This window comes from Pseudomonas sp. ARP3 (genome assembly GCF_001029595.1).
Classification (GTDB): domain Bacteria; phylum Pseudomonadota; class Gammaproteobacteria; order Pseudomonadales; family Pseudomonadaceae; genus Aquipseudomonas; species Aquipseudomonas rhodesiae.
The window spans coordinates 1-24578 of sequence record NZ_LEKF01000031.1 but is presented as its reverse complement, the minus strand read 5'-3'; the positions used below and the strand labels follow the sequence as shown (position 1 = coordinate 24578).

At 61.7% G+C, this 24578-nt stretch carries 25 protein-coding genes; 13 read left to right on the top strand and 12 right to left on the bottom strand.

Going from position 1 to position 24578, the window contains the following annotated elements:
• Positions 1 to 21: 21 nt before the first annotated feature.
• Positions 22 to 807 carry a sulfate transporter CysZ gene (cysZ, locus tag ABX75_RS25885; protein ID WP_034115065.1) on the bottom strand — a complete coding sequence of 262 codons (786 nt, stop codon included), beginning with the start codon at positions 805 to 807 and terminating at the stop codon, positions 22 to 24.
• A 293-nt stretch (positions 808 to 1100) separates the two neighbouring features.
• Here cysZ and trxB point away from each other — a divergent pair, with 293 nt between their 5' ends.
• Positions 1101 to 2063 carry a thioredoxin-disulfide reductase gene (trxB, locus tag ABX75_RS25880; protein WP_034115064.1) on the top strand — a complete coding sequence of 321 codons (963 nt, stop codon included), beginning with the start codon at positions 1101 to 1103 and terminating at the stop codon, positions 2061 to 2063.
• Between the two features lie 229 nt (positions 2064 to 2292).
• Here the strand turns inward: trxB and ABX75_RS25875 are convergent, their stop codons facing one another.
• The 6 genes from ABX75_RS25875 to ABX75_RS25850 all read right to left on the bottom strand — a co-directional run bounded on the left by ABX75_RS25875 (position 2293) and on the right by ABX75_RS25850 (position 5291).
• Positions 2293 to 2634, bottom strand: a complete 342-nt coding sequence (locus tag ABX75_RS25875; RefSeq protein ID WP_047882917.1) for a HopJ type III effector protein — start codon at positions 2632 to 2634, stop codon at positions 2293 to 2295.
• Positions 2627 to 2923 carry a DUF1244 domain-containing protein gene (locus ABX75_RS25870; RefSeq protein WP_034139261.1) on the bottom strand — a complete coding sequence of 99 codons (297 nt, stop codon included), beginning with the start codon at positions 2921 to 2923 and terminating at the stop codon, positions 2627 to 2629. The genes ABX75_RS25875 and ABX75_RS25870 overlap by 8 nt, the downstream gene beginning before the upstream one ends.
• A gap of 85 nt (positions 2924 to 3008) precedes the next feature.
• On the bottom strand, positions 3009 to 3380 hold the full coding sequence (folX, locus tag ABX75_RS25865) for a dihydroneopterin triphosphate 2'-epimerase (RefSeq protein ID WP_034100548.1): 372 nt from the start codon (positions 3378 to 3380) through the stop codon (positions 3009 to 3011).
• Between the two features lie 2 nt (positions 3381 to 3382).
• Positions 3383 to 3943, bottom strand: a complete 561-nt coding sequence (gene folE, locus ABX75_RS25860; protein ID WP_034100547.1) for a GTP cyclohydrolase I FolE — start codon at positions 3941 to 3943, stop codon at positions 3383 to 3385.
• Positions 3944 to 3962: 19 nt separating this feature from the next.
• Entirely contained in the window at positions 3963 to 4673 is a 711-nt protein-coding gene (gene folM / locus ABX75_RS25855) for a dihydromonapterin reductase (protein ID WP_034115062.1), read from the bottom strand.
• A gap of 57 nt (positions 4674 to 4730) precedes the next feature.
• Positions 4731 to 5291 carry an antibiotic biosynthesis monooxygenase gene (locus ABX75_RS25850; protein ID WP_034100545.1) on the bottom strand — a complete coding sequence of 187 codons (561 nt, stop codon included), beginning with the start codon at positions 5289 to 5291 and terminating at the stop codon, positions 4731 to 4733.
• A 213-nt stretch (positions 5292 to 5504) separates the two neighbouring features.
• Between ABX75_RS25850 and ABX75_RS25845 the strand changes: the two genes are divergently transcribed.
• On the top strand, positions 5505 to 6464 hold the full coding sequence (locus ABX75_RS25845) for a MerR family transcriptional regulator (RefSeq protein ID WP_047882916.1): 960 nt from the start codon (positions 5505 to 5507) through the stop codon (positions 6462 to 6464).
• Positions 6465 to 6466: 2 nt separating this feature from the next.
• Here ABX75_RS25845 and ABX75_RS25840 read toward each other — a convergent pair whose 3' ends face one another.
• Complete coding sequence (locus ABX75_RS25840; RefSeq protein ID WP_034115060.1) at positions 6467 to 7072, bottom strand: hypothetical protein; 606 nt, start codon at positions 7070 to 7072, stop codon at positions 6467 to 6469.
• Positions 7073 to 7130: 58 nt separating this feature from the next.
• Positions 7131 to 7598 carry a PAS domain S-box protein gene (locus ABX75_RS25835; RefSeq protein ID WP_034100542.1) on the bottom strand — a complete coding sequence of 156 codons (468 nt, stop codon included), beginning with the start codon at positions 7596 to 7598 and terminating at the stop codon, positions 7131 to 7133.
• A 129-nt stretch (positions 7599 to 7727) separates the two neighbouring features.
• Between ABX75_RS25835 and ABX75_RS25830 the strand changes: the two genes are divergently transcribed.
• Positions 7728 to 8183: a flavodoxin gene (locus tag ABX75_RS25830; protein WP_034100540.1), complete on the top strand. Its 456-nt coding sequence runs from the start codon at positions 7728 to 7730 to the stop codon at positions 8181 to 8183.
• Here the strand turns inward: ABX75_RS25830 and ABX75_RS25825 are convergent.
• Positions 8164 to 9060 (bottom strand): LysR family transcriptional regulator, encoded by an 897-nt coding sequence (locus ABX75_RS25825; RefSeq protein WP_047882915.1) that lies wholly within the window; start codon positions 9058 to 9060, stop codon positions 8164 to 8166. The two genes, ABX75_RS25830 and ABX75_RS25825, sit on opposite strands and share 20 nt — an antisense overlap.
• Before the next feature lie 97 nt (positions 9061 to 9157).
• On the opposite strand from ABX75_RS25825, the gene ABX75_RS25820 reads away from it, so the two are divergent.
• The 8 genes from ABX75_RS25820 to ABX75_RS25785 all read left to right on the top strand — a co-directional run bounded on the left by ABX75_RS25820 (position 9158) and on the right by ABX75_RS25785 (position 19397).
• Positions 9158 to 9544, top strand: coding sequence for a CidA/LrgA family protein (locus ABX75_RS25820; RefSeq protein ID WP_034100536.1), 387 nt, complete (start codon positions 9158 to 9160; stop codon positions 9542 to 9544).
• Positions 9534 to 10220, top strand: coding sequence for an LrgB family protein (locus tag ABX75_RS25815; RefSeq protein WP_040269416.1), 687 nt, complete (start codon positions 9534 to 9536; stop codon positions 10218 to 10220). The genes ABX75_RS25820 and ABX75_RS25815 overlap by 11 nt, the downstream gene beginning before the upstream one ends.
• A gap of 151 nt (positions 10221 to 10371) precedes the next feature.
• Positions 10372 to 11154 (top strand): class II aldolase/adducin family protein, encoded by a 783-nt coding sequence (locus ABX75_RS25810; RefSeq protein WP_034115057.1) that lies wholly within the window; start codon positions 10372 to 10374, stop codon positions 11152 to 11154.
• Positions 11154 to 12056 (top strand): alpha/beta fold hydrolase, encoded by a 903-nt coding sequence (locus ABX75_RS25805; RefSeq protein WP_034115056.1) that lies wholly within the window; start codon positions 11154 to 11156, stop codon positions 12054 to 12056. Before ABX75_RS25810 ends, ABX75_RS25805 begins: the two co-directional genes overlap by 1 nt.
• Positions 12057 to 12173: 117 nt before the next feature.
• Positions 12174 to 13085 (top strand): SDR family oxidoreductase, encoded by a 912-nt coding sequence (locus tag ABX75_RS25800; RefSeq protein ID WP_034100526.1) that lies wholly within the window; start codon positions 12174 to 12176, stop codon positions 13083 to 13085.
• A 480-nt stretch (positions 13086 to 13565) separates the two neighbouring features.
• On the top strand, positions 13566 to 15356 hold the full coding sequence (locus tag ABX75_RS25795; RefSeq protein ID WP_371264009.1) for a DUF1302 domain-containing protein: 1791 nt from the start codon (positions 13566 to 13568) through the stop codon (positions 15354 to 15356).
• 26 nt (positions 15357 to 15382) lie between these two features.
• Entirely contained in the window at positions 15383 to 16741 is a 1359-nt protein-coding gene (locus tag ABX75_RS25790; RefSeq protein WP_034100521.1) for a DUF1329 domain-containing protein, read from the top strand.
• Positions 16742 to 16895: 154 nt separating this feature from the next.
• The gene (locus ABX75_RS25785) at positions 16896 to 19397 is read left to right on the top strand and encodes a LuxR C-terminal-related transcriptional regulator (protein WP_034115054.1); all 2502 of its coding nucleotides are present in this window, start codon (positions 16896 to 16898) and stop codon (positions 19395 to 19397) included.
• Here the strand turns inward: ABX75_RS25785 and ABX75_RS25780 are convergent.
• Complete coding sequence (locus tag ABX75_RS25780) at positions 19394 to 20269, bottom strand: AraC family transcriptional regulator (RefSeq protein ID WP_047882914.1); 876 nt, start codon at positions 20267 to 20269, stop codon at positions 19394 to 19396. The genes ABX75_RS25785 and ABX75_RS25780 overlap by 4 nt on opposite strands.
• Positions 20270 to 20407: 138 nt before the next feature.
• On the opposite strand from ABX75_RS25780, the gene ABX75_RS25775 reads away from it, so the two are divergent.
• Positions 20408 to 21310, top strand: coding sequence for a DMT family transporter (locus ABX75_RS25775; protein WP_047882913.1), 903 nt, complete (start codon positions 20408 to 20410; stop codon positions 21308 to 21310).
• Positions 21311 to 21546: 236 nt separating this feature from the next.
• Here the strand turns inward: ABX75_RS25775 and norR are convergent, their stop codons facing one another.
• Positions 21547 to 23088, bottom strand: a complete 1542-nt coding sequence (norR, locus tag ABX75_RS25770) for a nitric oxide reductase transcriptional regulator NorR (protein WP_034100512.1) — start codon at positions 23086 to 23088, stop codon at positions 21547 to 21549.
• Between the two features lie 147 nt (positions 23089 to 23235).
• On the opposite strand from norR, the gene hmpA reads away from it, so the two are divergent.
• Positions 23236 to 24417: an NO-inducible flavohemoprotein gene (gene hmpA / locus ABX75_RS25765; RefSeq protein WP_047882912.1), complete on the top strand. Its 1182-nt coding sequence runs from the start codon at positions 23236 to 23238 to the stop codon at positions 24415 to 24417.
• The last annotated feature ends 161 nt before the right edge of the window (positions 24418 to 24578 follow it).

Genomic DNA, 24578 nt, shown 5'->3' with positions numbered 1-24578 from the left:
GTGGGCCATGTCGTCAATGTGTCATCGGGATGATGGATTTATGACGGGTGTCGCTTTGTGTTGCTGCGCCATGGCCTCGGCCCCTTGTTCACGCACCCAGAACAGCGTCGCGCCGGCCACCGCCGCCGGCATCATCAACAGGTTGACCACCGGCACCAATAGCACCAGATAGACGACGCCGCCGAAGCTCATGCTCTGCCAGCGTTTCTGGCGCAGCCAGGCGAGCATTTCGTTCCAGCCCAGTTTGTGGTTGTCCGCCGGGTAGTCGATGTACTGGATCGCCATCATCCAAACACCGAACAGCAGCCACAGTGGTGCGGCGACCAGGTTGACCACCGGAATGAACGACAGGATAAACAGGCCGATGGCCCGTGGCAGGAAGTAACCCAGCTTGCGCATTTCCCGGGCCAGGGTGCGGGGAACCATGGCGATCAGTTCGCCCCAACTGAAGGGTGGGAAGTCATCGGTGCCCCGCACCACCACTTCGACCTTCTCCGCCAGGAAGCCATTGAACGGCGCCGCGATGATGTTGGCGAGCATAGTGAAGGTGAAGAACACCATCAGCACCACCAGCACCACAAACAGTGGCCACAGCAGATAATTGAGAAAACTCAGCCAACTGGGCAGGGTCGGCATCAAGTGATCGACCCACAGGCTGAACTGATGGCCGGCAAAATAGATCAGGCCGACGAACAAGATCAGGTTGATCGCCAGCGGCAGCAGCACAAACAAACGCAGGCCGGGGCTCAACACCAGTTTGAGGCCCTCGCGCAGGTATTGCGGGCCGGAAAGAACAGGGGCGGGCATGACGAACTCCGAGCAGAATGACGAACGCGCCGACCTTACCGGCTTTGTCTTCAGGGCGAAAGCGTGGTCAGCGCGACGACATCAAAGGTAACAAACGCGTCGATCAAGGGCGCCGACTGCATAGAGACCGCCTATGAGCTGGATTGTTAATCCGTATTTCCTTAATCTTGCCCCCCTCTATACGCTGCACCCATTATTTTTCAGGATCTGCGAGTTCAAGCCTTCCCCAAGTGCTTCGCGGTCCTTTTTTATTCCAGCCGTCTTGTGGTTCGGGCGGTCGATAGGAGCGAGTCATGTCTGATACCCGTCATTCGCGAGTGATTATTCTCGGTTCCGGCCCTGCCGGTTACAGCGCTGCCGTCTATGCGGCCCGCGCCAACCTCAAGCCGCTGCTGATCACCGGCATGCAGGCGGGCGGTCAACTGACCACCACCACCGAAGTCGACAACTGGCCGGGCGACGTCCACGGCCTGACCGGCCCGGCGCTGATGGAGCGTATGAAAGAACACGCCGAGCGCTTTGAGACCGAAATTGTTTTCGACCACATCAACCAGGTCGATTTCTCGAAGAAGCCTTACAGCCTGACCGGCGACAGCGGCGTGTACACCTGTGATGCCCTGATCATCGCCACCGGTGCCAGCGCTCGTTACCTGGGCCTGCCGTCGGAAGAAGCGTTTATGGGCAAGGGCGTGTCCGCCTGCGCCACCTGCGACGGTTTCTTCTACCGTAACAAGCCGGTCGCCGTGGTTGGTGGCGGCAACACTGCCGTGGAAGAGGCGCTGTACCTGGCCAACATCGCCAGCACCGTGACCCTGATCCACCGCCGTGAGACCTTCCGTGCCGAAAAGATCCTGATCGACAAGCTGCACGCCCGCGTCGCCGAAGGCAAAATCATCCTCAAGCTCAACGCCACCCTGGACGAAGTCCTGGGCGACAATATGGGCGTGACCGGTGCTCGCCTGAAAAACAACGACGGCAGCTTCGACGAGCTGAAAGTCGACGGTGTGTTCATCGCCATCGGCCACACTCCGAACACTTCGCTGTTCGAAGGCGTGCTGGAAGCCAAAGACGGTTACCTGGTGGTGCAGGGCGGTCGTGAAGGCAACGCCACCGCCACCAACATCGAAGGTATCTTCGCCGCCGGTGACGTGGCTGACCACGTATACCGCCAGGCCATCACCTCGGCCGGCGCCGGTTGCATGGCTGCCCTGGATGCCGAGCGTTACCTCGACGGTTTGAAGGATGCTTCGTTCTAAAGTGCCCATATAAAAAAACCGGCTGCGAGGCCGGTTTTTTTTGGACACCGCTATCGGGGGCAAGCCCCCTCCCACACTGAATCTGCGCTTGCCTTCAACTTGTCGCATTGTGGAGGCATGGACCCGATCAAAATTGTGGAAGGGGGCTTGCCCCCGATGCAGATGTACCCGCTGTTGAATAGTTGGCTGACCCGACACTATCTGGGCAAGCCTATTACCTGCATCTGACTCAGGACTTGCGCGTCAGGGGCTGTGCCGCAAATTTCACCCCGGCCAACCCATGGGCCATCAACGCGCGAATATTGCCATGGTCATTGCCCTCCGGCGTGGCCACCACCGCACGGTAGTGCTCCCCAAACGCCAGCAGCGCTTCCTGATCGCTCAAGCCTTCCAGCAGGGCCAATCCCAGGGTCTTGCACGAACCTTCGTTCTGCAAAGCGGCGTTTTCCAAGTTGCCATTGGTGAACGCTTGGGGCTGGTAATCGTAACCGGCCGCGACAAACGCCAGGGTATCGGCAAAAACGTGCTCGCCACTGTTAAGGCTGGCGCGCAGAGTGTTCAGATCAGTCATGGGGTTTTCCTTGGGCGAACGCGGCCTGTTGCTCGGCGCTGGCTTCTTTCTGGTATTGGGCTTTCCACTCGGCGTACGGCATGCCGTACACCACTTCACGGGCGTCATCGAGGCTCAGCTCGATCTGGCGCTCATCGGCCTCGGCCTTGTACCACTTGGACAGGCAATTACGGCAAAAGCCGGCGAGGTTCATCAGGTCGATATTCTGCACGTCCTTGCGGCTGTCCAGATGCGCTACCAGTCGGCGGAAGGCGGCGGCTTCGAGTTCGAGGCGTTGTTGATCGTTCATCGTGGGGCTCTTCGAGGCAGCTTCAAGCGGGTGTGCTTCAAGCTGCATGTTGGAATGGGGTTGGCCAATAGCTTGCAGCTTTTAGCTAGCGGCTTGCAGCTAACGTTATCGACACCGACTCGGCAAACCGCAGCGCGTGGGGCTTGTCCACTTCGACTTCGGCATACAGCACCGATGCGTTGCTCATCACCAGGTCCAACAGTTCCTGAGTCAGGCGCTCCAGCAGGGCAAAGCGGTTGCCCTCCACATGGGCAATGATGGCCTTGGTGATGGTGCGGTAGTTCAGCGCGTGGTCGATGTCGTTGTCGCGCACGGCTTCCTGGGCGGCATACAGGATGGTCAGGTTGATCAGCACGTCCTGCTTATTGAGGATTTCGTCCTCATTGATGCCGATATAGGTACGCAGGCACAGGTCCTTGACCCGGATGCGCGCCATGCCTGGTTGAAGTTGTGGCATTGCTACTTGCTCCGTCCAATCAGTTGCAGGAACTCCATGCGCGTGGTGTTCGACTCGCGAAACGCGCCGAGCATCACCGAGGTGTTCATGGTTGAATTCTGTTTCTCCACGCCGCGCATCATCATGCACATGTGCTGAGCCTCGATCACCACGGCCACGCCAGCGGCCTGGGTGACCTCCTGGATCGCATCGGCGATTTGCCGCGTGAGGTTTTCCTGGATCTGCAGGCGTCGGGCGAACATGTCGACGATGCGCGCCAGCTTCGACAGGCCCAGCACGCGGCCGGTCGGGATATACGCCACATGGGCTTTGCCGATAAAGGGCAGCAGGTGGTGCTCGCACAGCGAATACAGCTCGATGTCCTTGAGGATCACCATCTCGTCATTGTCGGAGGCGAACAGCGCGCCATTGACGATCTCTTCCAGGTTCTGCTCGTAGCCATGACACAGGTATTGCATGGCTTTGGCGGCGCGCTTGGGGGTATCGAGCAAGCCTTCGCGTTCCGGGTCTTCGCCCAGGCCCATGAGGATCTCGCGGTAATGGTGGGGCAGGGAAAAGGTCATACAACATCCTCAAAACGGCTTACTTGATATGCCGCCCGCCATTGACGGTCAGGGTGGTACCGGTGACATAAGGGTTATCCAACAGGTAACGCACGCTCTGGTAGATCACGTCGGGGCCGGGCTCGATGCCCAGTGCCGATTTGGCCAGGACTTTGGCGCGATAGGCCGCGTCATCACCCTCGTTGAACATCACCATGGCCGGCGCAATGCCGTTGACCTTGATCCGCGGCGCGAACTGCGCGGCGAACGACAGGGTCAGGCTGTCGAGCCCGGCCTTGGTGGCGCAATAGGCGATGTGCTGGCGGCTGCCCTTGCGCACCACGTCATCGCTGATATGCACGATATCGGCGGGTGAAGAGCGTTGCAGCAAAGGTGAACAATGCAGGTTGATCAGGTACGGCGCAAGCATGTGCACATTGAACATGTCGATAAACGCGCGGCTTTCATCACCCGGGGTTTCCGCGATCCAGGCCGAGGCGTTATGAATGATCGCGCGCAGGCTTTGAGTGCGGGTGTGCACTTGCGCGATAAACGCCAGCACCCCGGCCTCGCTGGAGAAGTCAGCGAAAATGCCGATCGCGCCGCGTTCGCGCAAGGCCTGCACGCCGGGGCGTTCGCTGCGGTAACTGAAAATAACCGGTTGACCCTCGTCCAGCAGGCGATGGGCGCAATGCAGGCCGACACGCTGGCCGGCGCCGGTGATCAGGATCGGGGCGTTCGTTGCAGTCATGGGAGGCTCGCGTCGCTGGCAGGCTCGAATCATACCAGCGACACGCCGCCCCTGTACTCACGCCGCCGCTTCGGTGGCCTTGGGCGGTGGCTGGGTGGGGTGCAGCCAGTTCGCCAGCAGGTGGGTCGACAGCGGGATGAACAGGTAAACCATCAGTGGCGTCAGCGCCAGGGTACTGACCAGCACCCGAGGCACCAGCTCCAGCCCGTTGAGCAGCGGCCCCAACACAAAGTTGAACAGCAGCGACACCGGGAAAAAGGCCAGCCAGATCGCCACGGCCTGCTTCCAGCGCGGTGGACGCGCACCCACTGCGCCGAACCAACCGTCGATGCCACGCACACGGTGCTCGGACGGGTCGGCAAACAAGTCGCTGCCACGGCTCAGCCAGGCACTGCGCGACGCCGAAAACTCCCAGGCGTGCAGGGTCTGTTCATCGGCAAACCGGAAAATGATCTGGAACTCATCGTCGTTGGGCGGTGGCGCGAGTACGCCCGAACCCAGGTAACCGGGGAAGTCAGTGGCCAGTTGCTCGCCTTCGCGCAGCCAGGCCATCAGTTCTTCGTAGCGTCCCTTAGCCACACGGCGGGCGACCATCAGGGTGACGGGAGAGGTAGACATTGTGTATCTCCAAATAGACAGGTGCGCTTGACCGGGTAGGTGGCACACAGACGAGGCTGCGGGGTAATGCAGCGACGTGGAAAAAACAGGCAAGGATTATTCCTGAATTCAGCCAATACACCAGCGACATTGGTCTGAAAAGCACAGGTCTTGAAATAGACAGCTTTAAAGGCGTTAAATGAGGCCCCGTTTACCGTTGGTTCTTGGTCTTAAATGCCTTTGATCATTGCCCCCGTTGATAGTATTTCGCATTCAGACTCGACGGATTCTCAAGAGCTGTTTCCGATCCGCGAAGTGTCCAGAATGACAGGCATCAACCCCGTCACCCTGCGTGCATGGGAGCGACGCTATGGTCTGATCCAACCGATGCGCACTGAAAGCGGGCATCGGTTGTACTCCCGGCACGATATTGAGACGGTCAATCGCATCCTCAGTTGGATCGAGCGTGGCGTGGCGGTCAGTAAAGTGGGCAAGATTCTCGCCCGGGATGCTCGCCAGGCTGCAGCGGTCCGCGCCGAAGGGGTTGCGCCGCAGGAGAATGAATGGCTGCAGTTACAGGCACGGCTGAGACAGGCCATCAGTGGTTTCGATGACCGCCAACTGGAGAGCCTGTACGGCCAGGTGCTTGCCACCTACCCCGTCAGCGTCGCATTCCAAGACGTCCTGATGCCGTTATGGAATGAGCTGCTGCGCCATCAAGGACGCTTCGGCCAGGCCAGTGAATGGTTGTTCTTCGACGCCTTCCTGCGCATGCAAGTATCGCAGCGTCTGCAACTGGCAAGCGCCGCAGCACCGCGTCGAGTTTTACTGGCGGCTCTGCCGGGCGAATGCCGTAAGTTGGAATTGCTGGTGGCGGGCTTGCTGATGGCGCGCGACGGCCTAGCCGTGAGGGTGCTCGGGATGGGCCAGCCTTTCGACGAGTTGACGCTGGTCTGCCAGAAGATCCAGCCCCAGGCGCTGGTGATCTTCTCCAATCATGCCCATAACCACGACCTGGCTGCGCGGTTGAACCGCCTGGCGCAAACCCTGGATTGCCCGCTATTTATCGCCGGGGATGCTTCAGACCTGGCCGAAAACGACCTGGCAGGTTCTTCCATCGGCTGCTTGGGCAATGACGGGCCGGTGATGCAGCGCCGTTTGCAGCAGTTTCTCAGCGGCAGCCTCGATACCTGATTTCAGGCATGCACGTGCGGGTGAGCCAAGCGGTGCTGGTGCAGGATGAAGTGGCGCAGGCGTTCGGTTTCGTCCACGTTGCTCTGGCTAATGCGATAGGCGAACAGGCCCCGCGCGGTTTCCCGTTGCAGCGTGCCGCGCAGGGCGATGCGCTCGTAGCCGGAAGGGCTGAACCACAACGCGAAGGTTTTCGGCGGCTTGAAGCGCCCGCGGATTTCCACCAGCACGCCTTTGAATGACACCTCATGCACCCACAGGGCGCCAGGGATGCCCCGGACATTCTCCAATGCCACCGGCGTTTCCAGCGCCAGCCGCCACGGGCGAATCATGGGCCCGTCTTCGAAAATACTCGGCACGCCTAGCCGCAGATGCACCGCATTGAACTCGTCCTCTACCAACTGCAAAGGGAAGGTCAGTTGCTGGTTGTCGAACTGCGCCTGGATGGTCACATGGTCATGAGCCGCGAGGCGGGTGAGTAGATCGCGAATCTGCGCGCCGCCGTTGACGGTCAGGCTCGACGAAGAATCCCGCAGGTTGAGTTGCGGGTTGTGCTGCATGTTCTGAATGAAGTCCAGTTCATCCTGGGTCAGAAGTGCGTTGCGTGGCATCGCCGTTGCTCGGTAGGAGGTGCTAAAGCGCCATTATCCCCTTTAGTGACCCTGTTTTCTAAATTTTGTTTGTTCCGCTGGTCGCGCGAAGGGCAGCAAGCTCGGCCTTGACCTGGGCCAGTTCGGCTTCCAACTGGGCCACGCGCTGTTGGGCCTTGACCTGCTGGGTAACATCCTTTTGCACACCGACAAAATACGTCTGCTTGTCGGCCTCGTTATAAACCGTCGACAGCGACAGCTCATTCCAGAAATGACTGCCGTCCTTGCGGTAATTACGCAGGATTTCTCGGCAGGCGCCGCCGCTTTCCAGTATGTCGCGAATGGCCATCAGCGCGGGTTGGTCGCGATCGCCCGATTGCAGGAAGCGGCAGTCCTGATAGAGGATTTCATCCAAGGTGTAACCGGTCAGCCGTTCGAATGCCGGGTTGACGTAAATCAGCGGTTTGTCTTTGCCTTCGCGTTCGGCGACGACGATACCGTCGTTCGACGCATTGATGACCAGTTGCATCAGCTTGGCATTAATCATTGAGCGGTCCATGGCATGTCGGTGGAATGTGCAGTTTATGGCAAGTGCTGAATCTTGCACTGGGCACCGCGAAATTTTTGCGCCAGCTGTTAATATCCCAGGCTTTCGCTCAACTACAGGATCAGATTGATGAAAGTCGCCATCCTTTCCGGCTCGGTGTACGGCACCGCAGAAGAAGTGGCCCGCCACGCTGTCGGCATCCTCAAAGCCGCGGGCTTCGAGGCCTGGCACGATCCTCGCGCCACCCTGGCGGACGTGCAGGCCTATGCCCCCCAGGCGCTCGTGGCCGTGACGTCCACCACCGGCATGGGTGAATTGCCCGACAACCTCCAGCCTCTGTACTCGACACTTCGCGATCAACTACCCGCTGCCTTGCGCGGTTTGCCTGGCGCGGTAATCGCCCTGGGCGACGCCAGCTACGGCGATACCTTCTGCGCCGGTGGCGAGCAGATGCGCGAGCTGTTCGGCGAGCTGGGCGTGCGCGAAGTGCTGCCGATGCTGCGCCTGGATGCCAGCGAAAGCGTGACCCCGGAAACCGACGCCGAACCGTGGCTGGGCGAGTTGATCACGGCACTGCGCGGTTGAGTGGGTACTCACGCAACAGCGCCAGCCAGGCTTGGGCGGCTTTCGACAAATAAGCACCTTCGCGCCAGATAAAAGCAATGTCCCAGCGCAGATAATCCGGCGCTTGCAGGGGCACGCGCACCACCCCCGGACGCACCAGCCCACGGGCGACCACGCTGGGCAGCAGCACCACGCCCTGGCCGGCCGCGACCAGGGCCGCAAGGAAGTCCGCCTGGCCGCTGCGCCCGGCTTCCTTGGGGGTAAAGCCCAGGCTTTGGCAGGCTTGCAGCAGCCGATCATTCAACACGAAGCTGCGCTGATACATCAGAAACGGCGTGTCGGCCAGCGCCTCCAGGCGTACCTGCGGTTGTTGCGCCAAGGGGTGATCCACGGGCAACAACGCGTCCAGCGGTTCATCGCAAAACGCCTGCCAGGCGAACGCCGGATCGTTGGGCATCAGGCTGCCGCCCACTTCCAATTCGCCGTTGAGAATCGCCTGTTCGATGCTACGCGTGCCGCCTTCCAGCAATTGGATGGTCACGTTGGGGTAGCGCCGGCGGTATTCGGCAAATAGCTCGGCGAACAAGGTATCGCCGCCTAGCTGCGGCAGGCCCAGGCGTAACTCGCCACGGGTTAGCTGTTGCATGTCGTCCAGTTCGCTCTGCAGTTCGCTTTGCAAGCGCAGCATGGCTTCGGCGCGTTGCAACACGACGCGGCCGGCGGCGGTCAGGCGAATGTGCGAACCGGTGCGCTCCAGCAGCGGCGTGCCGAGGCTGTATTCCAATTGTGCGACCTGCTTACTGACCGCCGATTGGCTGATGTGCAGGGTTTTACCGGCCTGGGTAAACCCACCGCGATGAACCACTTCGACAAAACTGCGCAGCTGTTTGAATTCCATGGGTCCGATTCCAGTCTGGAATGGCTGGCAGTCTAACAATTCGCTTCGGGGATAGGCATGGCCTCTTTAAAATAGGAGCCCTGCGAGGACCCCAACCATGAATCGTCTTACCTTTAAACCCCTTGGCCGTCTGTTGACCGAACTGGTGGTGCTGCTGGCTATCTACCTGCTGGGATGCCAATTGGCCGCCTGGCTGGCCTGGCCGATTCCCGGCGGCGTGGTGGGCCTGGGCTTGTTGCTGGTGGCCTTCGCCAGTGGCTTGGTGCAACCGGCCACGCTGCAATTGGGCGCCGGTGTGTTAATGGCGGAAATGCTGCTGTTCTTTATTCCTGCATTGATGAGCCTGTTGGACTACGGCGGCCTGGTACGCAACGAAGGCTGGCGCATCCTGCTGGTGATCGGTTGCAGCACCTTGGCGGTGATGCTGGTCACGGCGTTTACCGTGGAGCTGGTGTGCCGCTGGAGGTTGCGCCATGAAGCTTGAACTGATGCCGGTGTTCTGGCTTGCGCTGACCCTCGGCGCCTATGTCTTCAGCCGTTGGTTGTATCGACGCACCGGGCGTTATCTGTTGTCGCCGTTGGTCCTGGTGCCGGTGTTGCTGCTGGCGGTGGCGGTGCCGATGCATACCGCCTATGCCGAATACGCCACCGACACGCACTGGTTGATTGGGGTGCTAGGCCCGGTCACCGTGGCGTTCGCGGTGCCTATATGGCAGCAGCGCCGTTTGTTGGCGCGCCACTGGTCGGCGTTGTTGCTGGGGATGGTGGCGGGCAGCGCAGCCTCCATCGCCACCTCGTTTGGCCTGGCCAAAGCGCTTGCGTTAGACAGCTCGGTGGCGTTGTCGCTGGTGCCGCGCTCGATCACTACGCCGTTCGCGATGCCGGTGTCATCCGACCTGGGCGGGGTGCCGGAACTCACGGCTGTATTCGTGATGTTCACCGGGGTGATCGGCGCCATGCTCGGCGGCGTGTTGCTCAAATGGCTGCCGTTGCGCACGCCGTTGGCGCGTGGCGCGCTGTTCGGGGTAGGCGCCCATGGTGCGGGTGTGAGCCGCGCCCATGAGGTGGGTGGCGAAGAAGGCTCGGTGGCTGGCCTGGTGATGGTGCTGACCGGCCTGCTCAACCTGTTTGCCGCGCCTTTATTGGCGGCGCTTCTCTGACGGCGCCTGTACGAATTTCAACTATTCTCAAAGCTGACTCGCACAGTCATCAAGCTGGCTGCCAAGGCGACTCCGCCAGCCAAGCCGCCTGACTAGACTGGCCCATCCCTTAAAAAAAACAATAAGAACGTGCGCCAAGGAGGTCATCACCGTGAGCCTAGCCCCGGTTGTATCGCCACACAATGTCCAGGCCCAAGTCAGCGCTGCCGAGTGGCAAACGCGTGTCGACCTTGCCGCGTGCTATCGCCTGGTGGCGATGCATGGTTGGGACGATCTGATCTTCACCCATATCTCGGCCAAAGTGCCGGGCACCGACGATTTCCTGATCAACCCCTACGGCCTGATGTTCCACGAGATTACCGCGTCGAGCCTGGTCAAGGTCGACCAGGCCGGCAACAAGCGCATGGACAGCCCCTATGACATCAACCCGGCCGGCTACACCATCCACAGCGCCATCCATGAAGTGCGCCACGATGTGACCTGCGTGCTGCACACCCACACCGCCGCCGGTGTCGCCGTGGCTGCGCAGAAACAGGGCGTATTGCCCATCAGTCAGCAATCGATCTTCGTGCTCTCCAGCCTGGCCTATCACGCTTACGAAGGGGTGGCGCTGAACCACGAGGAAAAGGCCCGCCTGCAAGCCGATCTGGGCGACAGTCAATTTCTGATGTTGCACAACCATGGCCTGCTGACCTGTGGCGCCAGCATCGCCGACACGTTCCTAATGATGTTTATCTTCCAGCGCGCCTGCGAAATCCAAGTACTGGCGCAAACCGGCGGCGCCGAGCTGATTGGCATCGAGCCGCAGATTCTCGCGGGAGCGAAGGCCATGAGCGCGGCCGTCACCAAGAGCGCTCAAGGCATGGGCGGCGCGCTGGCCTGGCCGGCGTTGTTGCGTAAGCTGGACCATCAAAACCCTGGGTATAAAACCTGATGCCAATCGCCGAGATCCCGCTTCGAGCCTGGCGCAAGCGTGGCCAGGATTTCGACTTTCATGGCCGTACCATCCGCTACTGGGTAGCGGGGCAGGGCGAGCCGCTGTTGCTGATCCACGGTTTTCCCACGGCCAGTTGGGACTGGCATTACCTGTGGCAAGCCCTGGCCCAGCGCTACCTGGTGATCGCCTGCGACATGCTCGGTTTCGGCGATTCGGACAAGCCCATGGACCATGGCTACTGCCTGCTGGAACAGGCGGATTTGCAGCAGGCCCTGCTCGACCACCTGCGTGTGGGTCAACCGGTGCATGTGTTGGCCCACGACTATGGCGACAGCGTCGCCCAGGAACTGCTGGCGCGGCACTATGAAGGCCGCTTCCGGATGGCCAGCGGGGTGTTTCTCAACGGTGGGCTGTTTCCGGAAACCCATCGCCCGGCGCTGGTGCAGAAACTCCTTCTCAGCCCATTGGGCTGGATGATCGGGCGGGCCTTCGGGCGCAATGCCCTGTCGAAAAGCTTCAGCCAGATTTTCGGCCCCTCCACCCGCCCCAGCGAAAGTGCCCTGGATGATTACTGGAGCCTGATCAGTTGCAACGATGGCCCGCGCATCTTGCACAAATTGATCGCTTACATCCCCCAACGTCGGCGCCTGCGCGATCGTTGGGTGCAAGCCATGCAAAGGGGAGGCGTGCCGTTGCGGGTGATCGACGGCGAGATCGACCCGATTTCCGGTGCCCACATGGTGGAGCGTTACCAGCAGTTGATACCGAATGCCGATACGGTGCTGCTGGCCAATATCGGCCATTACCCACAGGTCGAGGCGCCGGTGCAGGTGCTCAAGCACTACCTGGCATTTCGTGATCGGGTCGGGCGGCCCGCGTCGCAGGTGGCCTATTCCTGAGGCACGCAATATCCCTCAGCCTTATCGCGCACCATTCAGCCGCGACCGTATTTATTGTGACCAAAGGCCCTGTGCCTGACACTCCAGCCATTCCCATTGTCGCCATTGGAGTTCGGTATGAGTGAGTCAGTGCAGTTTCAGGATAAGGTCGTGATCGTCACCGGTGCCGGCGGCGGCTTGGGCCGGGCCCATGCGCTGTTGTTCGCCCGGCATGGCGCCAAGGTGCTGGTCAACGATCTCGGCGGTTCGACCCAGGGCGAGGGCGCCAGTGCGTCGGCGGCTGACCGTGTGGTGGCGGAGATTCGTGCGGCGGGCGGTATCGCCGAGGCCAACCATGACTCTGTCACCGACGGTGACAAGATCGTGCAGAACGCTCTCGATGCGTTTGGCCGTATCGACGTGGTGGTCAACAACGCCGGCATTCTGCGGGACAAGACCTTTCATAAAATGGACGACAGCGACTGGGACCTGGTTTACCGGGTGCATGTCGAAGGCGCCTACAAAGTCACCCGCGCCGCCTGGCCCCATCTGCGCGAGCAAGGTTATGGCCGGGTGATCTTCACCGCGTCCACCTCGGGCATCTACGGCAACTTCGGCCAGTCCAACTACGGCATGGCCAAGCTCGGCCTGTACGGCCTGACCCGCACCCTGGCGCTGGAAGGCCGCAAGAACAACATCCTGGTCAACGCCATCGCCCCGACCGGCGCCACGCGCATGACCGAAGGCCTGATTCCGCCGCAGGTGTTCGAACGCCTCAAGCCGGAGCTGGTCAGCCCGCTGGTGGTGTACTTGGGCAGTGAGGCCTGCCAGGAAACCTCTGGGCTGTTCGAAGTGGGCGGCGGCTGGATCGGCAAGACCCGCTGGGAGCGCAGCCTGGGCGTGGGCTTCGACCCCGAAGCCGGGTTCTCCCCGGACGACGTGGCCGCCCATTGGGCGCAGATCTGCGACTTCGAAGGCGCCGCGCACCCCAAGGACAATATCGAAGCGTTGAAGGAGATGATGGCCAACTTGCAGAAATACAGCCTGTGATCATTGCCTGAACATGCTTGAATCCCACGGGGCGCTGATGGCGCCCCGTTTGTTTCGCGCATAAAAAAGGCCGCTGCACAGGCAGCGGCCGAAGTAAGACGTTTGATCAAGGAGCAACAAATCAACGTCAGTGAACACCGGTAACAGATTGAAAGAAGGCATCAATCTATTGAACTTGAGCTTGTCTTCCAAACCTGGAAGCGGGCGGTTTGCCCTGAAAGCCCGGTCAGAATAGCGGTTTGTAACAAGATGAGTAATAGCGGTTCAGGACAAGGACTGTTACGTATCCGGCAACAGTCTTAAGTTCGCCATCCATGCTCCTGATAGTGCGCCATCCACCCGGCGCATACCCGCGCCCGCACCCAGCCAGAGCGGCCTGTAATCCTTTCGAGCGACAACACGAATCCCTCCTTGGTGCGCTTATCGCTCCTGATTCGCGGCAGTAGGGTGGGGCCTTCTGTCACTCACCGGGGAAGACGCATGACAAAAACAACAATGCGCGCCATCTTCACGCCACAGGCGCTGGCTGCTGCGGTTGCGTTGGGTTGCTGTGCTCAGGCGCAGGCTGTTTCGTTCAACATTGGCGAGATCGAAGGGCAATTCGATTCGTCGCTGTCGGTCGGTTCGAGTTGGGGCATGCGCGATGCCGACAAGAAGCTCGTGGGCACCGTCAACGGCGGCACGGGCCAGGCTTCCACGGGGGATGACGGACGCCTCAACTTCAAGAAGGGCGAGACCTTCTCCAAAATCTTTAAAGGCTTGCACGACCTGGAGCTGAAGTACGGCGATACCGGCGTGTTCGTGCGCGGCAAATACTGGTACGACTTCGAACTCAAGGACGAAGACCGCGAGTTCAAGCCCATCAGCGACCACAACCGCAAGGAAGGCGCCAAATCCAGCGGCGCAGAGATCCTCGATGCGTTCGTCTACCACAACTATTCCCTGGGCGACCTGCCGGGCACCGTGCGCGCCGGTAAGCAGGTGGTCAGTTGGGGCGAAAGCACCTTCATCGGTAACTCCATCAACAGCATCAACCCGATCGACGTGTCGGCGTTTCGTCGGCCGGGCGCCGAGATCAAGGAAGGCCTGATCCCGGTGAACATGCTGTTTGCGTCCCAGAGCCTGACCAACCAGCTGACCGTGGAAGGTTTCTATCAGCTGGAATGGGACCAGACCGTGTTGGACAACTGCGGCACGTTCTTCGGTGGCGATGTGGCGGCGGACGGTTGCACCAATAACTACACCGTCGGCAACCCGGCCATCCGCCCTTTGCAACCGGTAGCGGCGGCGTTCGGCCAGGGTTTTAGTGTGGCCAATGAAGGGGTGATCGTACGGCGTGCCGGCGACCGCGATGCGCGGGATTCCGGCCAGTTCGGCGCCGCGTTGCGCTGGTTGGGCGACGACACCGAGTACGGCCTGTACTTCATGAACTACCACAGCCGTACCCCGACCGTGGGCACCATCACCAACAACACCAGCCTGGCCACCCTCGGCGCCATCGCCGGCGCGGCCAATGGCCTGGCACCCGGCTCCGGTGCGGGCCTGGTGCAAAGCCTGATGCTCGGGCGTGGCCAGTACTACCTCGATTACCCGGAAGATATCCGACTGTTCGGCGCCAGTTTCTCCACCACGTTGCCCACCGGCACGGCCTGGACCGGGGAGATCAGCTACCGGCCGAATGCGCCGGTGCAACTGAATACCACCGACCTGACCCTGGCCTTGATCAACCCGGTCGCCGGCCAGGCGGCCTCGCCGATTCGCAGCAACTTCGGGGATGACAACACCGGCTACCGCCGCAAGGAAATCACCCAAATCCAGAGCTCCATGACCCAGTTCTTCGACCAGGTGTTGGGCGCTGAGCGTCTGACGGTGGTGGGCGAAGCGGCCGTGGTGCATGTGGCGGGCCTGGAAGACAAATCCAAACTGCGTTACGGCCGCGACTCGGTGTATGGCGCTTACGGATTCCAGGGCGACACCGACGGTTTCGTCACCTCGACGTCCTGGGGTTACCGCGCGCGGGCGATCCTGGACTACAACAACGCGATTGCCGGGGTGAACCTCAAACCCAACCTGTCCTGGTCCCATGACGTTGCCGGCTACGGCCCCAACGGCCTCTTCAACAAAGGCGCCAAGGCCATCAGCGTGGGCGTCGATGCCGACTACCGCAGCACCTACACCGCCAGCCTCAGCTACACCGACTTCTTCGGCGGCGACTACAACACCCTGACCGACCGTGACTTCCTCGCCCTCAGCTTCGGCGTGAACTTCTGATTTGGCTTAGAGAAGGACAAGAACGTATGCGTAAGACAATTGCAGTGTTGGCCCTCAGCTTGTTGGCCGCCAACGTATGGGCCGCGGTTTCCCCGGAAGAAGCCGCCAAGCTTGGCACCACCCTCACTCCGGTGGGCGCGGAGAAGGCTGGTAATGCCGACGGTTCGATCCCGGCCTGGACCGGTGGCATCCCCAAAAATGCCGGCGCGGTGGACAGCAAAGGCTTTCTGGCTGACCCGTTCGCCAATGAAAAACCGCTGTTTGTGATCACCGCCGCTACGGTGGACAAGTACAAGGACAAACTGTCCGACGGCCAAGTGGCGATGTTCAAGCGCTACCCCGAGACCTACAAGATTCCGGTCTACCCCAGCCACCGCACGGTGAACCTGCCGCCTGATATCTATGAATCAATCAAACGCAGCGCGCTGAACGTAAAGGCGATCAACGACGGTAACGGCCTGGAGAACTTCACCGGCAATCGTTACTACGCGTTCCCGATTCCCAAGAATGGCGTGGAAGTGCTGTGGAATCACATCACCCGTTATCACGGCGGCAACCTGCGTCGCATCATCACCCAGGCCACCCCACAGACCAATGGCAGCTACACGCCGATCCGCTTCGAGGAAGAAGTGGCGGTGCCACAGGCCATCCCGGATATCGACCCGGCCAAGGCGGCCAACGTGTTGAGTTACTTCAAGCAATCGGTGACCGCGCCGGCGCGCCTGGCGGGTAACGTGCTGCTGGTGCACGAAACCCTCGACCAGGTGAAAGAGCCGCGCCTGGCGTGGATCTACAACGCCGGTCAACGCCGCGTGCGGCGGGCGCCGCAAGTGTCCTATGACGGGCCGGGCACCGCGTCCGACGGCCTGCGCACCACCGACAACTTCGACATGTTCTCCGGCGCGCCCGACCGCTATGACTGGAAGCTGGTGGGCAAAAAAGAGATGTACATCCCCTACAACAGCTACAAGCTCGACTCGCCGTCGCTCAAGTACGACGACATCATCAAGGCCGGCCACATCAACCAGGACCTGACCCGCTACGAGCTGCACCGCGTGTGGGAAGTGGTCGGCACGGTCAAGCCGAGCGAGCGCCACATCTATGCCAAGCGTCACATGTACATCGATGAAGACAGCTGGCAAGTCGCGCTGGTGGATCACTATGACGGCCGTGGCCAACTGTGGCGGGTTGCCGAAGGTCATTCGCAGTTCTACTACGACCATCAGGTGCCGGCGTATACCGTCGAGACCCTGTATGACTTGATCGCCGGGCGTTATATCGCGCTGGGGATGAAGAACGAGGAGAAGAGCAGCTTCGTGTTCGGGTTCGCGGCCAAGGCGGCGGACTACACCCCGGCGGCGTTGCGAGCCGAAGGCGTGCGCTGATCCCGGAGCAAAGGTGGGAGGAGGCTAGTCCCCTCCCACCTTGGGTTTTATGCATGGCCTTCAATCACCCCGCTGAATACTTCTTCAACAATCGCCCGCCACGGGTCTAGGGTACGCGTCAGGTTGCATAACAATAAAAACGCAGGATGCAGCAATGACCGCCATGACTCGCTGCCTGGACCGTCCTGGATTCATGCCTCGGCTGTCCGCCCATCATCTGCTGCGCCCGCGACTGGCTGAGCCGTTGCTGGCGTCTGCCGCGCGGGTAAAGTTGGTGTGCGCCCCCGGCGGCAGTGGCAAGAGCGCGTTGCTTGCCGAGTGCGCATTGCAGGCGCCCGAAGGCTGTCAGGTGTACTGGTTGCCGCTCAATGGCGTGGCGCTCGACCCCCTCGATCTCTGCCAGCGCTTGGCGCATAACCTGGGGTTGCCCTTTACCGATGAAGCCACGTTGCTACAGGACCTGGGTCGCTGGCAGGCGCCGGCGTGGTTGTTCCTCGATGACTTTTGCCGCTTGCCCGCCCCCGCAACCGATGCCTTGCTCGACCGCCTGTTCACCGCCAGCAGCCCGGCGCTGACCTGGTGGCTAGGCGCGCGGCGGCGGCCGGCGTGCAATTGGCCGCGGCTGCTGCTGGACGACGAACTGCTGGAATGCGGCGCGGAGCTGGCCTTCAGCGCCGCAGAGATCCAGGCGCTGCTCAGCCATGCGCCGGGGCAGTCCGTCGAGGGCGTACTGCAATTCAGCGCCGGCTGGTGCGCCGGTGTGCGCATCGCGTTGCTGGGCGACGGTCATCCCGACAAGACCCTACTCGATTACCTGCAACACGAACTGTTCAGCACGTTGCCCCCCGAACTGGCCGACGCGTGGCGCGTGCTGGCCCACCTGCCGCGTTTCAACACCGGACTGTGCGAGCACCTGTTCGGCGCGGGCGACGGTGATCAGTACCTGCGTGACCTACAGGCCCTCGGCGCGTTTATCCAAGCGTGGGAAAGCAGCGATTGGTTGCAGGTGTTCCCACCCCTGGCACGCTTGATACGCGACGAGCCCTGGCCGACCAAGCGCTCCTGGCACCGTCGCGCCTGCCAATGGTTCACCGCCGAGCAGGACTGGCAGGCCGCCTTCGAACAGGCGCTGCTGGCCGAAGAATACGAAGTGGCGGTAAGCCTGTTGCAGCATTTCAGTTTCGAAGACCTGTTCCGTCAGCAGAACGCGGTGTTGCTGTTGCGCCTGCACGAGGAGCATGGCGACGAACTGATGCTCGGTTCAGCGCAGTTGGTGGGGCTGGTCACGGCGGCGCTGCTGTTTGCCGGGCGCTTCGAGCAGGCGGCGGTGTGCATCGACCAACTTGCGCGTTTCGCCCCGCAACCGACGGCGGCGCAACAGCGCCACTTGCTGGCGCGCTGGCAGGCACAGTGGGGGTGGTTGCTGCATTTGGACGGCGACGCCGAGGGTTCGCGCGCGCACTTTATCGAGGCCTTGCAAGCCTTGCCCGACAGCGCCTGGACCTCGCGGTTGATGTGCCTGTCGGGACTCACTCAGCAAGCCTTGCTGCGCGGTGAATTGGACGTGGCACAAACCCTCAACCGCGAAGCCCTGTGCCTGGCGCGCGCCCATGGCTCATTGCTGTTGGAAGCGTTGTTGGAGCTGGATCACGCGCAGTTACTGGAACAGCGCGGCGCGCCGCATCGGGCACAGAGCCTGCTGGAGCATATGCAGACGATGTTGCTCAAGCAGCGGCTCAAGGCCGGACCGTTGCTCGGGCGTATCGCCTTGCGCCGCGGGCACCTGGCGTTGCGCCAGGGGCAGGATGCCTTGGCCGAGGAGTGTTTTGAGAGTGGCTTGCCCCTGTGCCTGCACAGCCAGGACAAACGCGTGCTCTACGGGTTTCTTGGCCTGGCGCTGCTGGCGGCCAACCGAGGCGATTACGCCCAGGCATTCATTCAACTGCGCGAGGCCGAACGGCTGATGCAGCAACGCCAGGTGCCGGACACCGTGTACCGCGCAGTGTTGCTGCTGGTCAGCGGGCATTTCTGGTTGCAGCAGGGCCGCGCCGAGTTGACCGTGGAAGCGCTGCGCCGCGTGCTGCGCCACTTCCGTGGGCCGCTGGCCAAACAAGCGCCGCCGGCCACCCTGGAGTTGATCCCGCGCCTCGAATACTTATTGGTGCTGGCCGAGGTAAAACTGGGTTGCGCCGAACAGCCGCTGGCACGCCTGCAAGCGCTGCTGGACGCCACCCACCAGCGCGGCATGCTCTGTCTGGAAACCGAATTGCATCTGGTGCTGGGCGAAGTGGCTTGGCAACTGGGCGATGCCGGCCTGGCGCGTCGTTCATTGCACGCCGGGCTTGAATTGGCGGCGCGCTGCCAGGTGCAGCAAGCGATTCGCGAATTGCGTCTGCGCTCGCCGGGGCTGTTGAGCGAACTGGGGATGGAGCCCCAGGCCTCAAGCCCGGGCACGGTGGAAAACCCACTCAGTCAGCGCGAGTTGGAAGTGCTGCAATTGATTGCCCTGGGCAACTCCAACCTGGAAATCGCCGACCGATTGTTTATCTCCCTGCACACCGTCAAGACCCATGCACGGCGCATCCACAGCAAGCTCGGCGTGGAGCGGCGTACCCAGGCGGTGGCCAAGGCCAAGACGTTGGGCTTGATGACCTAGGCGCAGAACGCCTGGCGATATTCCCCAGGCGTGGCGCCCATGGCCTGGCGGAAGCGGTGAGTGAAATGGCTGGCGCTGGAGAAGCCGCATATCAGCGCAATCTCGCCAAGGGGCAGGGTGCCGCCCCGCAACAGACTCTGCGCACGAGCCAGGCGGCGCGCCAGCAGGTATTGATGGGGCGGCAGGCCGAAGCTTTGACGGAACATCCGCGCAAAGTGGTATTCCGACAACGCGCACAACCCGGCCAATTGGCCGAGGCTGAGCGGAGCCTCCAAGTGGTAATCGATGTAGTCCACCAACAACCGGCGTTGGTGCGGCGCCAGTCCGCCCTTCAAACGCAACCCGTCGCGCAGGCCGACCTGGCTGAGCAAAGTGTGGTTGAGCAGTTCGTGGGCCAGGCTGCTGGTCAGCAAACGCTCGGCGGGTTCCTGCCAGTTCAGGGCGATCAACTGGTGAAAGCGTTGGGCTTGCCTGGGGTCTTCCAGAAACGTGCTCTCGTGCAACTGCACAGTGCGTGGTTCGCGGTCGAGCAGGGTCACGCAACCGAGGGCAAATTGTTCCTGGCTGAAGTACACATGGGCCAGGCGGATTTCGCCGTTGATCACCCACCCGGACTGATGCTCGGCAGGCAGGATGCACAGCTTGTCGGGGCCGCCCTTGGTATCGGGCCGGTCGCGCCGAAACGTACCGGTGCCGCCGCCCACATAGCACGACAGGGTGTGATGCCCCGGCGCTTGGTAGTCCTGGGAGTCATGATGATTGCTCCACAGCGCCGCGGCGAGGCCGTCACCCAGTTCGGCGCAGGCTTCCAGGCGGGCGTGGGGCGAGCGGTTGAGGGCTTGGAAGACTTGCAGGGATTCCAGTTCTGACATGGCGTGTACTCTCCGACGCCTTGCATCCTACTCCGCACTGCCGGCGCTGTGCGCTGCGCGCCCGACAAAAGCGCAAGAATGTGCAAGAGCCGGGCGCGGCTTGGGGGCGACACTGAGGCTCAATCGATGGAGCCTGTCATGAACCTTTTCCTGTACTTACTCACCGTGCTGATCTGGGGCACCACCTGGATCGCCCTCAAGTGGCAACTGGGCGTGGTAGCGATTCCCGTGTCCATCGTCTATCGCTTCGCCCTGGCGGCGTTGGTGTTGTTTGCGTTGCTATTGCTCAGCCGCAGGTTGCAGGTGATGAACCGGCGCGGGCACCTGATCTGCCTGGCCCAGGGGTTGTGCCTGTTTTGCGTCAACTTCATGTGCTTTCTCACGGCCAGCCAATGGATCCCCAGCGGGTTGGTGGCGGTGGTGTTTTCCACCGCGACGCTGTGGAACGCGTTGAACGCGCGGGTCTTTTTCGGCCAGCGCGTGGCCCGCAACGTGTTGATGGGCGGTGGCCTTGGGTTGGCAGGGTTGGGGTTGTTGTTCTGGCCAGAACTGGTGGGGCACACCGCTAGCCCGCAGACCTTGCTGGGCCTGGGGTTGGCGCTGTTGGGAACGATGTATTTCTCGGCCGGCAATATGTTGTCGAGCTTGCAGCAGAAGGCCGGGCTCAGGCCACTGACCACCAATGCCTGGGGCATGGCGTATGGCGCGGCCATGCTGGCGACCTGGTGTGTGCTGCGTGGCATTCCGTTCGAGATGGACTGGAGCGCGCGGTATATCGGCGCGTTGTGGTACCTGGTGATTCCGGGGTCGGTGATTGGGTTTACCGCGTATTTGACGCTGGTCGGGCGTATGGGGCCGGAGCGTGCGGCGTATTGCACGGTGTTGTTTCCAGTGGTGGCGTTGAATGTGTCGGCGTTCGCCGAGGGCTATCAGTGGACCGCCCCGGCGCTGGTGGGGTTGGGGTTGGTGATGGCGGGGAATGTGTTGGTATTTCGCAAGCCCAAGATTGTGAGTCCGGTCTTGAAGGCGAGAACAGTCTGAACAGAGGGCAAGTCACTGATGCCCATCAGTAAAGGACTCCGTGAATGAATTTCTGCCCTGGACGGGACCAAATGTGGGAGGGGGCTTGCCCCCGATTACGGTGTGACAGTCAGCCCAGCTATCACTGACGTACCGCTATCGGGGGCAAGCCCCCTCCCCCTTTTGATAGTCATTGCCTGAGGTGGATCGGACTGGCATCAGGACTTGCGCCCTCATTTTTGACCGAGTTCAGCGAGCTATTTTATCCCCAGGCGCTTGGCCAGGCGGGCGAGGTTGGCGCGGTTGAGGCCGAGTTCGCGGGCGGTGCTGGCCCAGTTGTGCTGGTGGCGTTCCAGGCAGGTGTTGATGATTTGCCGTTGGTAATCTTCGGTGGCCTGGCGCAAGTCGCCGGTGATGGGCGTCGATGGTAGCTGGGCTTCGATTAGCGGCGCGCTGACGTCGGGCAGGTCGAGGTCGGCGGCGCTCAGGCTGAGAATCCTCGGACGTTCGCGACAGTTTCCCAGGGCCTTGAGCGCGCTGCGCCCGATCAAATGTTCCAGCTCCCGCACGTTGCCTGGCCAGTTGTAGGCCAGCAGGGCTGCCTGGGCATCGCCGGTCAGGCGCAGACTGCCCAGGCCCATGCGTGAACGGTTCTGTTCGAGGAAGAAACCCGCCAGCAGCAGCACGTCGCGACCGCGTTCGCGCAGGGCCGGTACTTGCAGCGGGTAAACACTCAGGCGGTGGTAGAAGTCGGCGCGATAGCGGCCATTGCGCACCTCATCGGCCAGGTCGCGGTTGGTGGCGGCGATCAGGCGCACATCCACGTGGTGTTCCTTGTCCGAGCCCAGGCGCTGCAGCTGACCGCTTTGCAGCACGCGCAGCAGTTTGGCCTGCACCGTCAGGGACAGCTCGCCCACTTCGTCGAGAAACAAGGTGCCGCCGTTGGCCAGCTCGAACTTGCCCCGACGCTCGTTCAGCGCGCCGGTGAAGGCGCCACGCACATGACCGAACAGCTCGCTCTCCACCAGGGTTTCCGGCAGGGCCGCGCAGTTGAGGCTGATCAGCGGTTTGTCGGCACGCGCCGAAGCGGCGTGAATCGCCTGGGCCACCAACTCCTTGCCCACCCCGGTTTCCCCGGTGATCAGCACGGTGAGGTCGCTGCCGCCCACCAGTTTGATTTCTTCCACCAGGCGCTTGTGGCTTTTGCTCTGGCCGATCATTTCCTTGTGTTGTTGGCCGCTGGCCTGACGGTAGATTTCGGCGCGTTGGTGTTCGTCTTCGGCGCGCAGGGCCAGGCGTTCGATGCGTTCGGCCACATTGACGGTGGCGGCGGCCAGGCTGGCGAAGGCTTGCAGGGCGTCCAGCTCGACCCGTTCGAAGCGCTCGGTGTCGAGCGCATCGAGGGTCAGCAGGCCCCAGGGCCGGTCGTCGACAAACAACGGGCAGCCCATGCAGTCATGCACAGGCAGGTGCCCGTGCAGGCCGTCCACTAGGCCGTCATACGGGTCGGGCAACTCGCTGTCGCTATCGAAGCGCGTGGGGCCGGGGCTGGCGAGCAACACCGCAAACCGCGGGTGTTCGCTGACCTTGAAGCGTCGGCCCAGGGTATCGGCGCTCAGGCCGTCCACCGCCAGCGGCACCAGCGCTTCACCGTCCAGGCGCAACAGCGCGGCGGCGTCGCAGGGCAGCAGAGTGCGCATGGCTTGCAGCAAGCGGCGGTAACGCTCGCCCTCCGGCAGATCGCGGGACAGGTCGGCCACTAAAGGCAGGAGGGTGGTGAGCAGTGAGTGCGCAGTCATAATGACTCCTTGTAGTCCTTATGACTCTAGCGTGTAGGAAGTCATACTGACTACATCTATTTCAAATAGCTGATAAATAACGAATTTTTAGTTGGCACGAATGCTGAGTACTCAAGGGTAATCCTTAAAGAAGCCCTGGAGGCTCTCATGCTTAGTGCCCAAGACCGTGCCATCGTCAAATCCACCGTGCCTCTGTTGGAAAGTGGCGGTGAAGCGCTGATCACCCATTTCTACCGCATGATGCTGTCCGAGTACCCCGAAGTTCGCCCGCTGTTCAACCAGGCCCACCAGGCCAGCGGCGATCAGCCCCGCGCCCTGGCCAATGGGGTGCTGATGTACGCGCGACATATTGACCAGTTGGATCAACTGGGCGATCTGGTGGCCAAGATCATCAATAAACATGTGGCCTTGCAGATCCTGCCGGAGCATTACCCGATTGTGGGCGCCTGCCTGCTGCGGGCGATTTCTGAAGTGCTGGGCAGCGAGATCGCCACGCCGGAGGTGATGAATGCCTGGGGCGCGGCCTACGGGCAATTGGCGGATATCCTGATCGGCGCCGAAGCGGCCATTTACGACGAGAAAGCCCAAGCCCCTGGCGGCTGGCGCGGTGCGCGGTCGTTCACGCTGGCCAAGCGGGTAGAGGAGAGCGCCGAGATCACCTCCTTCTATTTCACCCCGGTGGATAACGGCCCGATCCTGGCGGCTGCGCCAGGCCAGTACATCGGTATGACGCTGGTGTTGGACGGCGAAGAGGTGCGTCGCAACTATTCCCTCTCGGCGTTGAGCGATGCTGGGCAGTACCGTATCAGCGTCAAGCGTGAAGCCGGCGGGCGAGTGTCCAATTACCTGCATGATGAGTTGCAGGTGGGCGCGACCCTCGACCTGTTCCCGCCGGCGGGAGAGTTCACCCTGGCCGCCAGCGATAAGCCGTTGGTGCTGATCAGCGGCGGCGTAGGCATCACCCCGACCCTGCCGATGCTCGAAGCGGCGCTGGCCACCGAGCGCCCGGTGCATTTTATCCACTGCGCGCGTAACGGCGGCGTGCATGCGTTTCGCGACTGGGTCGACGCCCTGGCGGTCAAGCACCCGCAGCTCAAGCGTTTCTATTGCTATGCCGAAGACGACGGCGTGAGCCCGGCGGCGGACAAGGTCGGCCTGCTCAGCCAGGAACAACTGGCCGCATGGTTGCCTGAACAGCGCGACCTGGATGCTTACTTCCTGGGACCTAAAGGCTTCATGGCCGCGATCAAACGCCACCTCAAGGCCTTGGGCGTACCCGAGAAACAAAGCCGCTACGAATTCTTCGGCCCGGCGGCGGCCTTGGAATAGGACCTATAGGTCAACAATGTGGGAGGGGGCCTGCTGTGGTAATGGAATGGACGCCCCCTTCCTAACGGCATCTATGTGCCAAAGTTAAAGTGTTACCCACACTTAGCGGAAGGGAGCGTCCTCATGCAGCTTACGACTGTTTCGGTTGACTTGGCAAAAAC

Excerpts from the sequence above, each read along its gene's own strand:
- ABX75_RS25800 (WP_034100526.1), top strand. The coding sequence starts at position 12,174 with ATGAGTGAGTCAGTGCAGTTTCAGGATAAGGTCGTGATCGTCACCGGT.
- folE (WP_034100547.1), bottom strand. The coding sequence starts at position 3,943 with ATGACCTTTTCCCTGCCCCACCATTACCGCGAGATCCTCATGGGCCTG.
- ABX75_RS25840 (WP_034115060.1), bottom strand. The coding sequence starts at position 7,072 with ATGCCACGCAACGCACTTCTGACCCAGGATGAACTGGACTTCATTCAG.
- ABX75_RS25820 (WP_034100536.1), top strand. The coding sequence starts at position 9,158 with ATGAATCGTCTTACCTTTAAACCCCTTGGCCGTCTGTTGACCGAACTG.
- ABX75_RS25870 (WP_034139261.1), bottom strand. The coding sequence starts at position 2,923 with ATGAACGATCAACAACGCCTCGAACTCGAAGCCGCCGCCTTCCGCCGA.
- ABX75_RS25775 (WP_047882913.1), top strand. The coding sequence starts at position 20,408 with ATGAACCTTTTCCTGTACTTACTCACCGTGCTGATCTGGGGCACCACC.
- hmpA (WP_047882912.1), top strand. The coding sequence starts at position 23,236 with ATGCTTAGTGCCCAAGACCGTGCCATCGTCAAATCCACCGTGCCTCTG.
- trxB (WP_034115064.1), top strand. The coding sequence starts at position 1,101 with ATGTCTGATACCCGTCATTCGCGAGTGATTATTCTCGGTTCCGGCCCT.
- ABX75_RS25785 (WP_034115054.1), top strand. The coding sequence starts at position 16,896 with ATGACCGCCATGACTCGCTGCCTGGACCGTCCTGGATTCATGCCTCGG.
- ABX75_RS25825 (WP_047882915.1), bottom strand. The coding sequence starts at position 9,060 with ATGGAATTCAAACAGCTGCGCAGTTTTGTCGAAGTGGTTCATCGCGGT.
- ABX75_RS25845 (WP_047882916.1), top strand. The coding sequence starts at position 5,505 with ATGCCTTTGATCATTGCCCCCGTTGATAGTATTTCGCATTCAGACTCG.
- ABX75_RS25850 (WP_034100545.1), bottom strand. The coding sequence starts at position 5,291 with ATGTCTACCTCTCCCGTCACCCTGATGGTCGCCCGCCGTGTGGCTAAG.
- ABX75_RS25835 (WP_034100542.1), bottom strand. The coding sequence starts at position 7,598 with ATGATTAATGCCAAGCTGATGCAACTGGTCATCAATGCGTCGAACGAC.
- folM (WP_034115062.1), bottom strand. The coding sequence starts at position 4,673 with ATGACTGCAACGAACGCCCCGATCCTGATCACCGGCGCCGGCCAGCGT.
- ABX75_RS25790 (WP_034100521.1), top strand. The coding sequence starts at position 15,383 with ATGCGTAAGACAATTGCAGTGTTGGCCCTCAGCTTGTTGGCCGCCAAC.
- ABX75_RS25830 (WP_034100540.1), top strand. The coding sequence starts at position 7,728 with ATGAAAGTCGCCATCCTTTCCGGCTCGGTGTACGGCACCGCAGAAGAA.
- ABX75_RS25780 (WP_047882914.1), bottom strand. The coding sequence starts at position 20,269 with ATGTCAGAACTGGAATCCCTGCAAGTCTTCCAAGCCCTCAACCGCTCG.
- norR (WP_034100512.1), bottom strand. The coding sequence starts at position 23,088 with ATGACTGCGCACTCACTGCTCACCACCCTCCTGCCTTTAGTGGCCGAC.
- folX (WP_034100548.1), bottom strand. The coding sequence starts at position 3,380 with ATGCCACAACTTCAACCAGGCATGGCGCGCATCCGGGTCAAGGACCTG.
- ABX75_RS25815 (WP_040269416.1), top strand. The coding sequence starts at position 9,534 with ATGAAGCTTGAACTGATGCCGGTGTTCTGGCTTGCGCTGACCCTCGGC.
- ABX75_RS25805 (WP_034115056.1), top strand. The coding sequence starts at position 11,154 with ATGCCAATCGCCGAGATCCCGCTTCGAGCCTGGCGCAAGCGTGGCCAG.
- ABX75_RS25795 (WP_371264009.1), top strand. The coding sequence starts at position 13,566 with ATGACAAAAACAACAATGCGCGCCATCTTCACGCCACAGGCGCTGGCT.
- ABX75_RS25875 (WP_047882917.1), bottom strand. The coding sequence starts at position 2,634 with ATGACTGATCTGAACACTCTGCGCGCCAGCCTTAACAGTGGCGAGCAC.
- cysZ (WP_034115065.1), bottom strand. The coding sequence starts at position 807 with ATGCCCGCCCCTGTTCTTTCCGGCCCGCAATACCTGCGCGAGGGCCTC.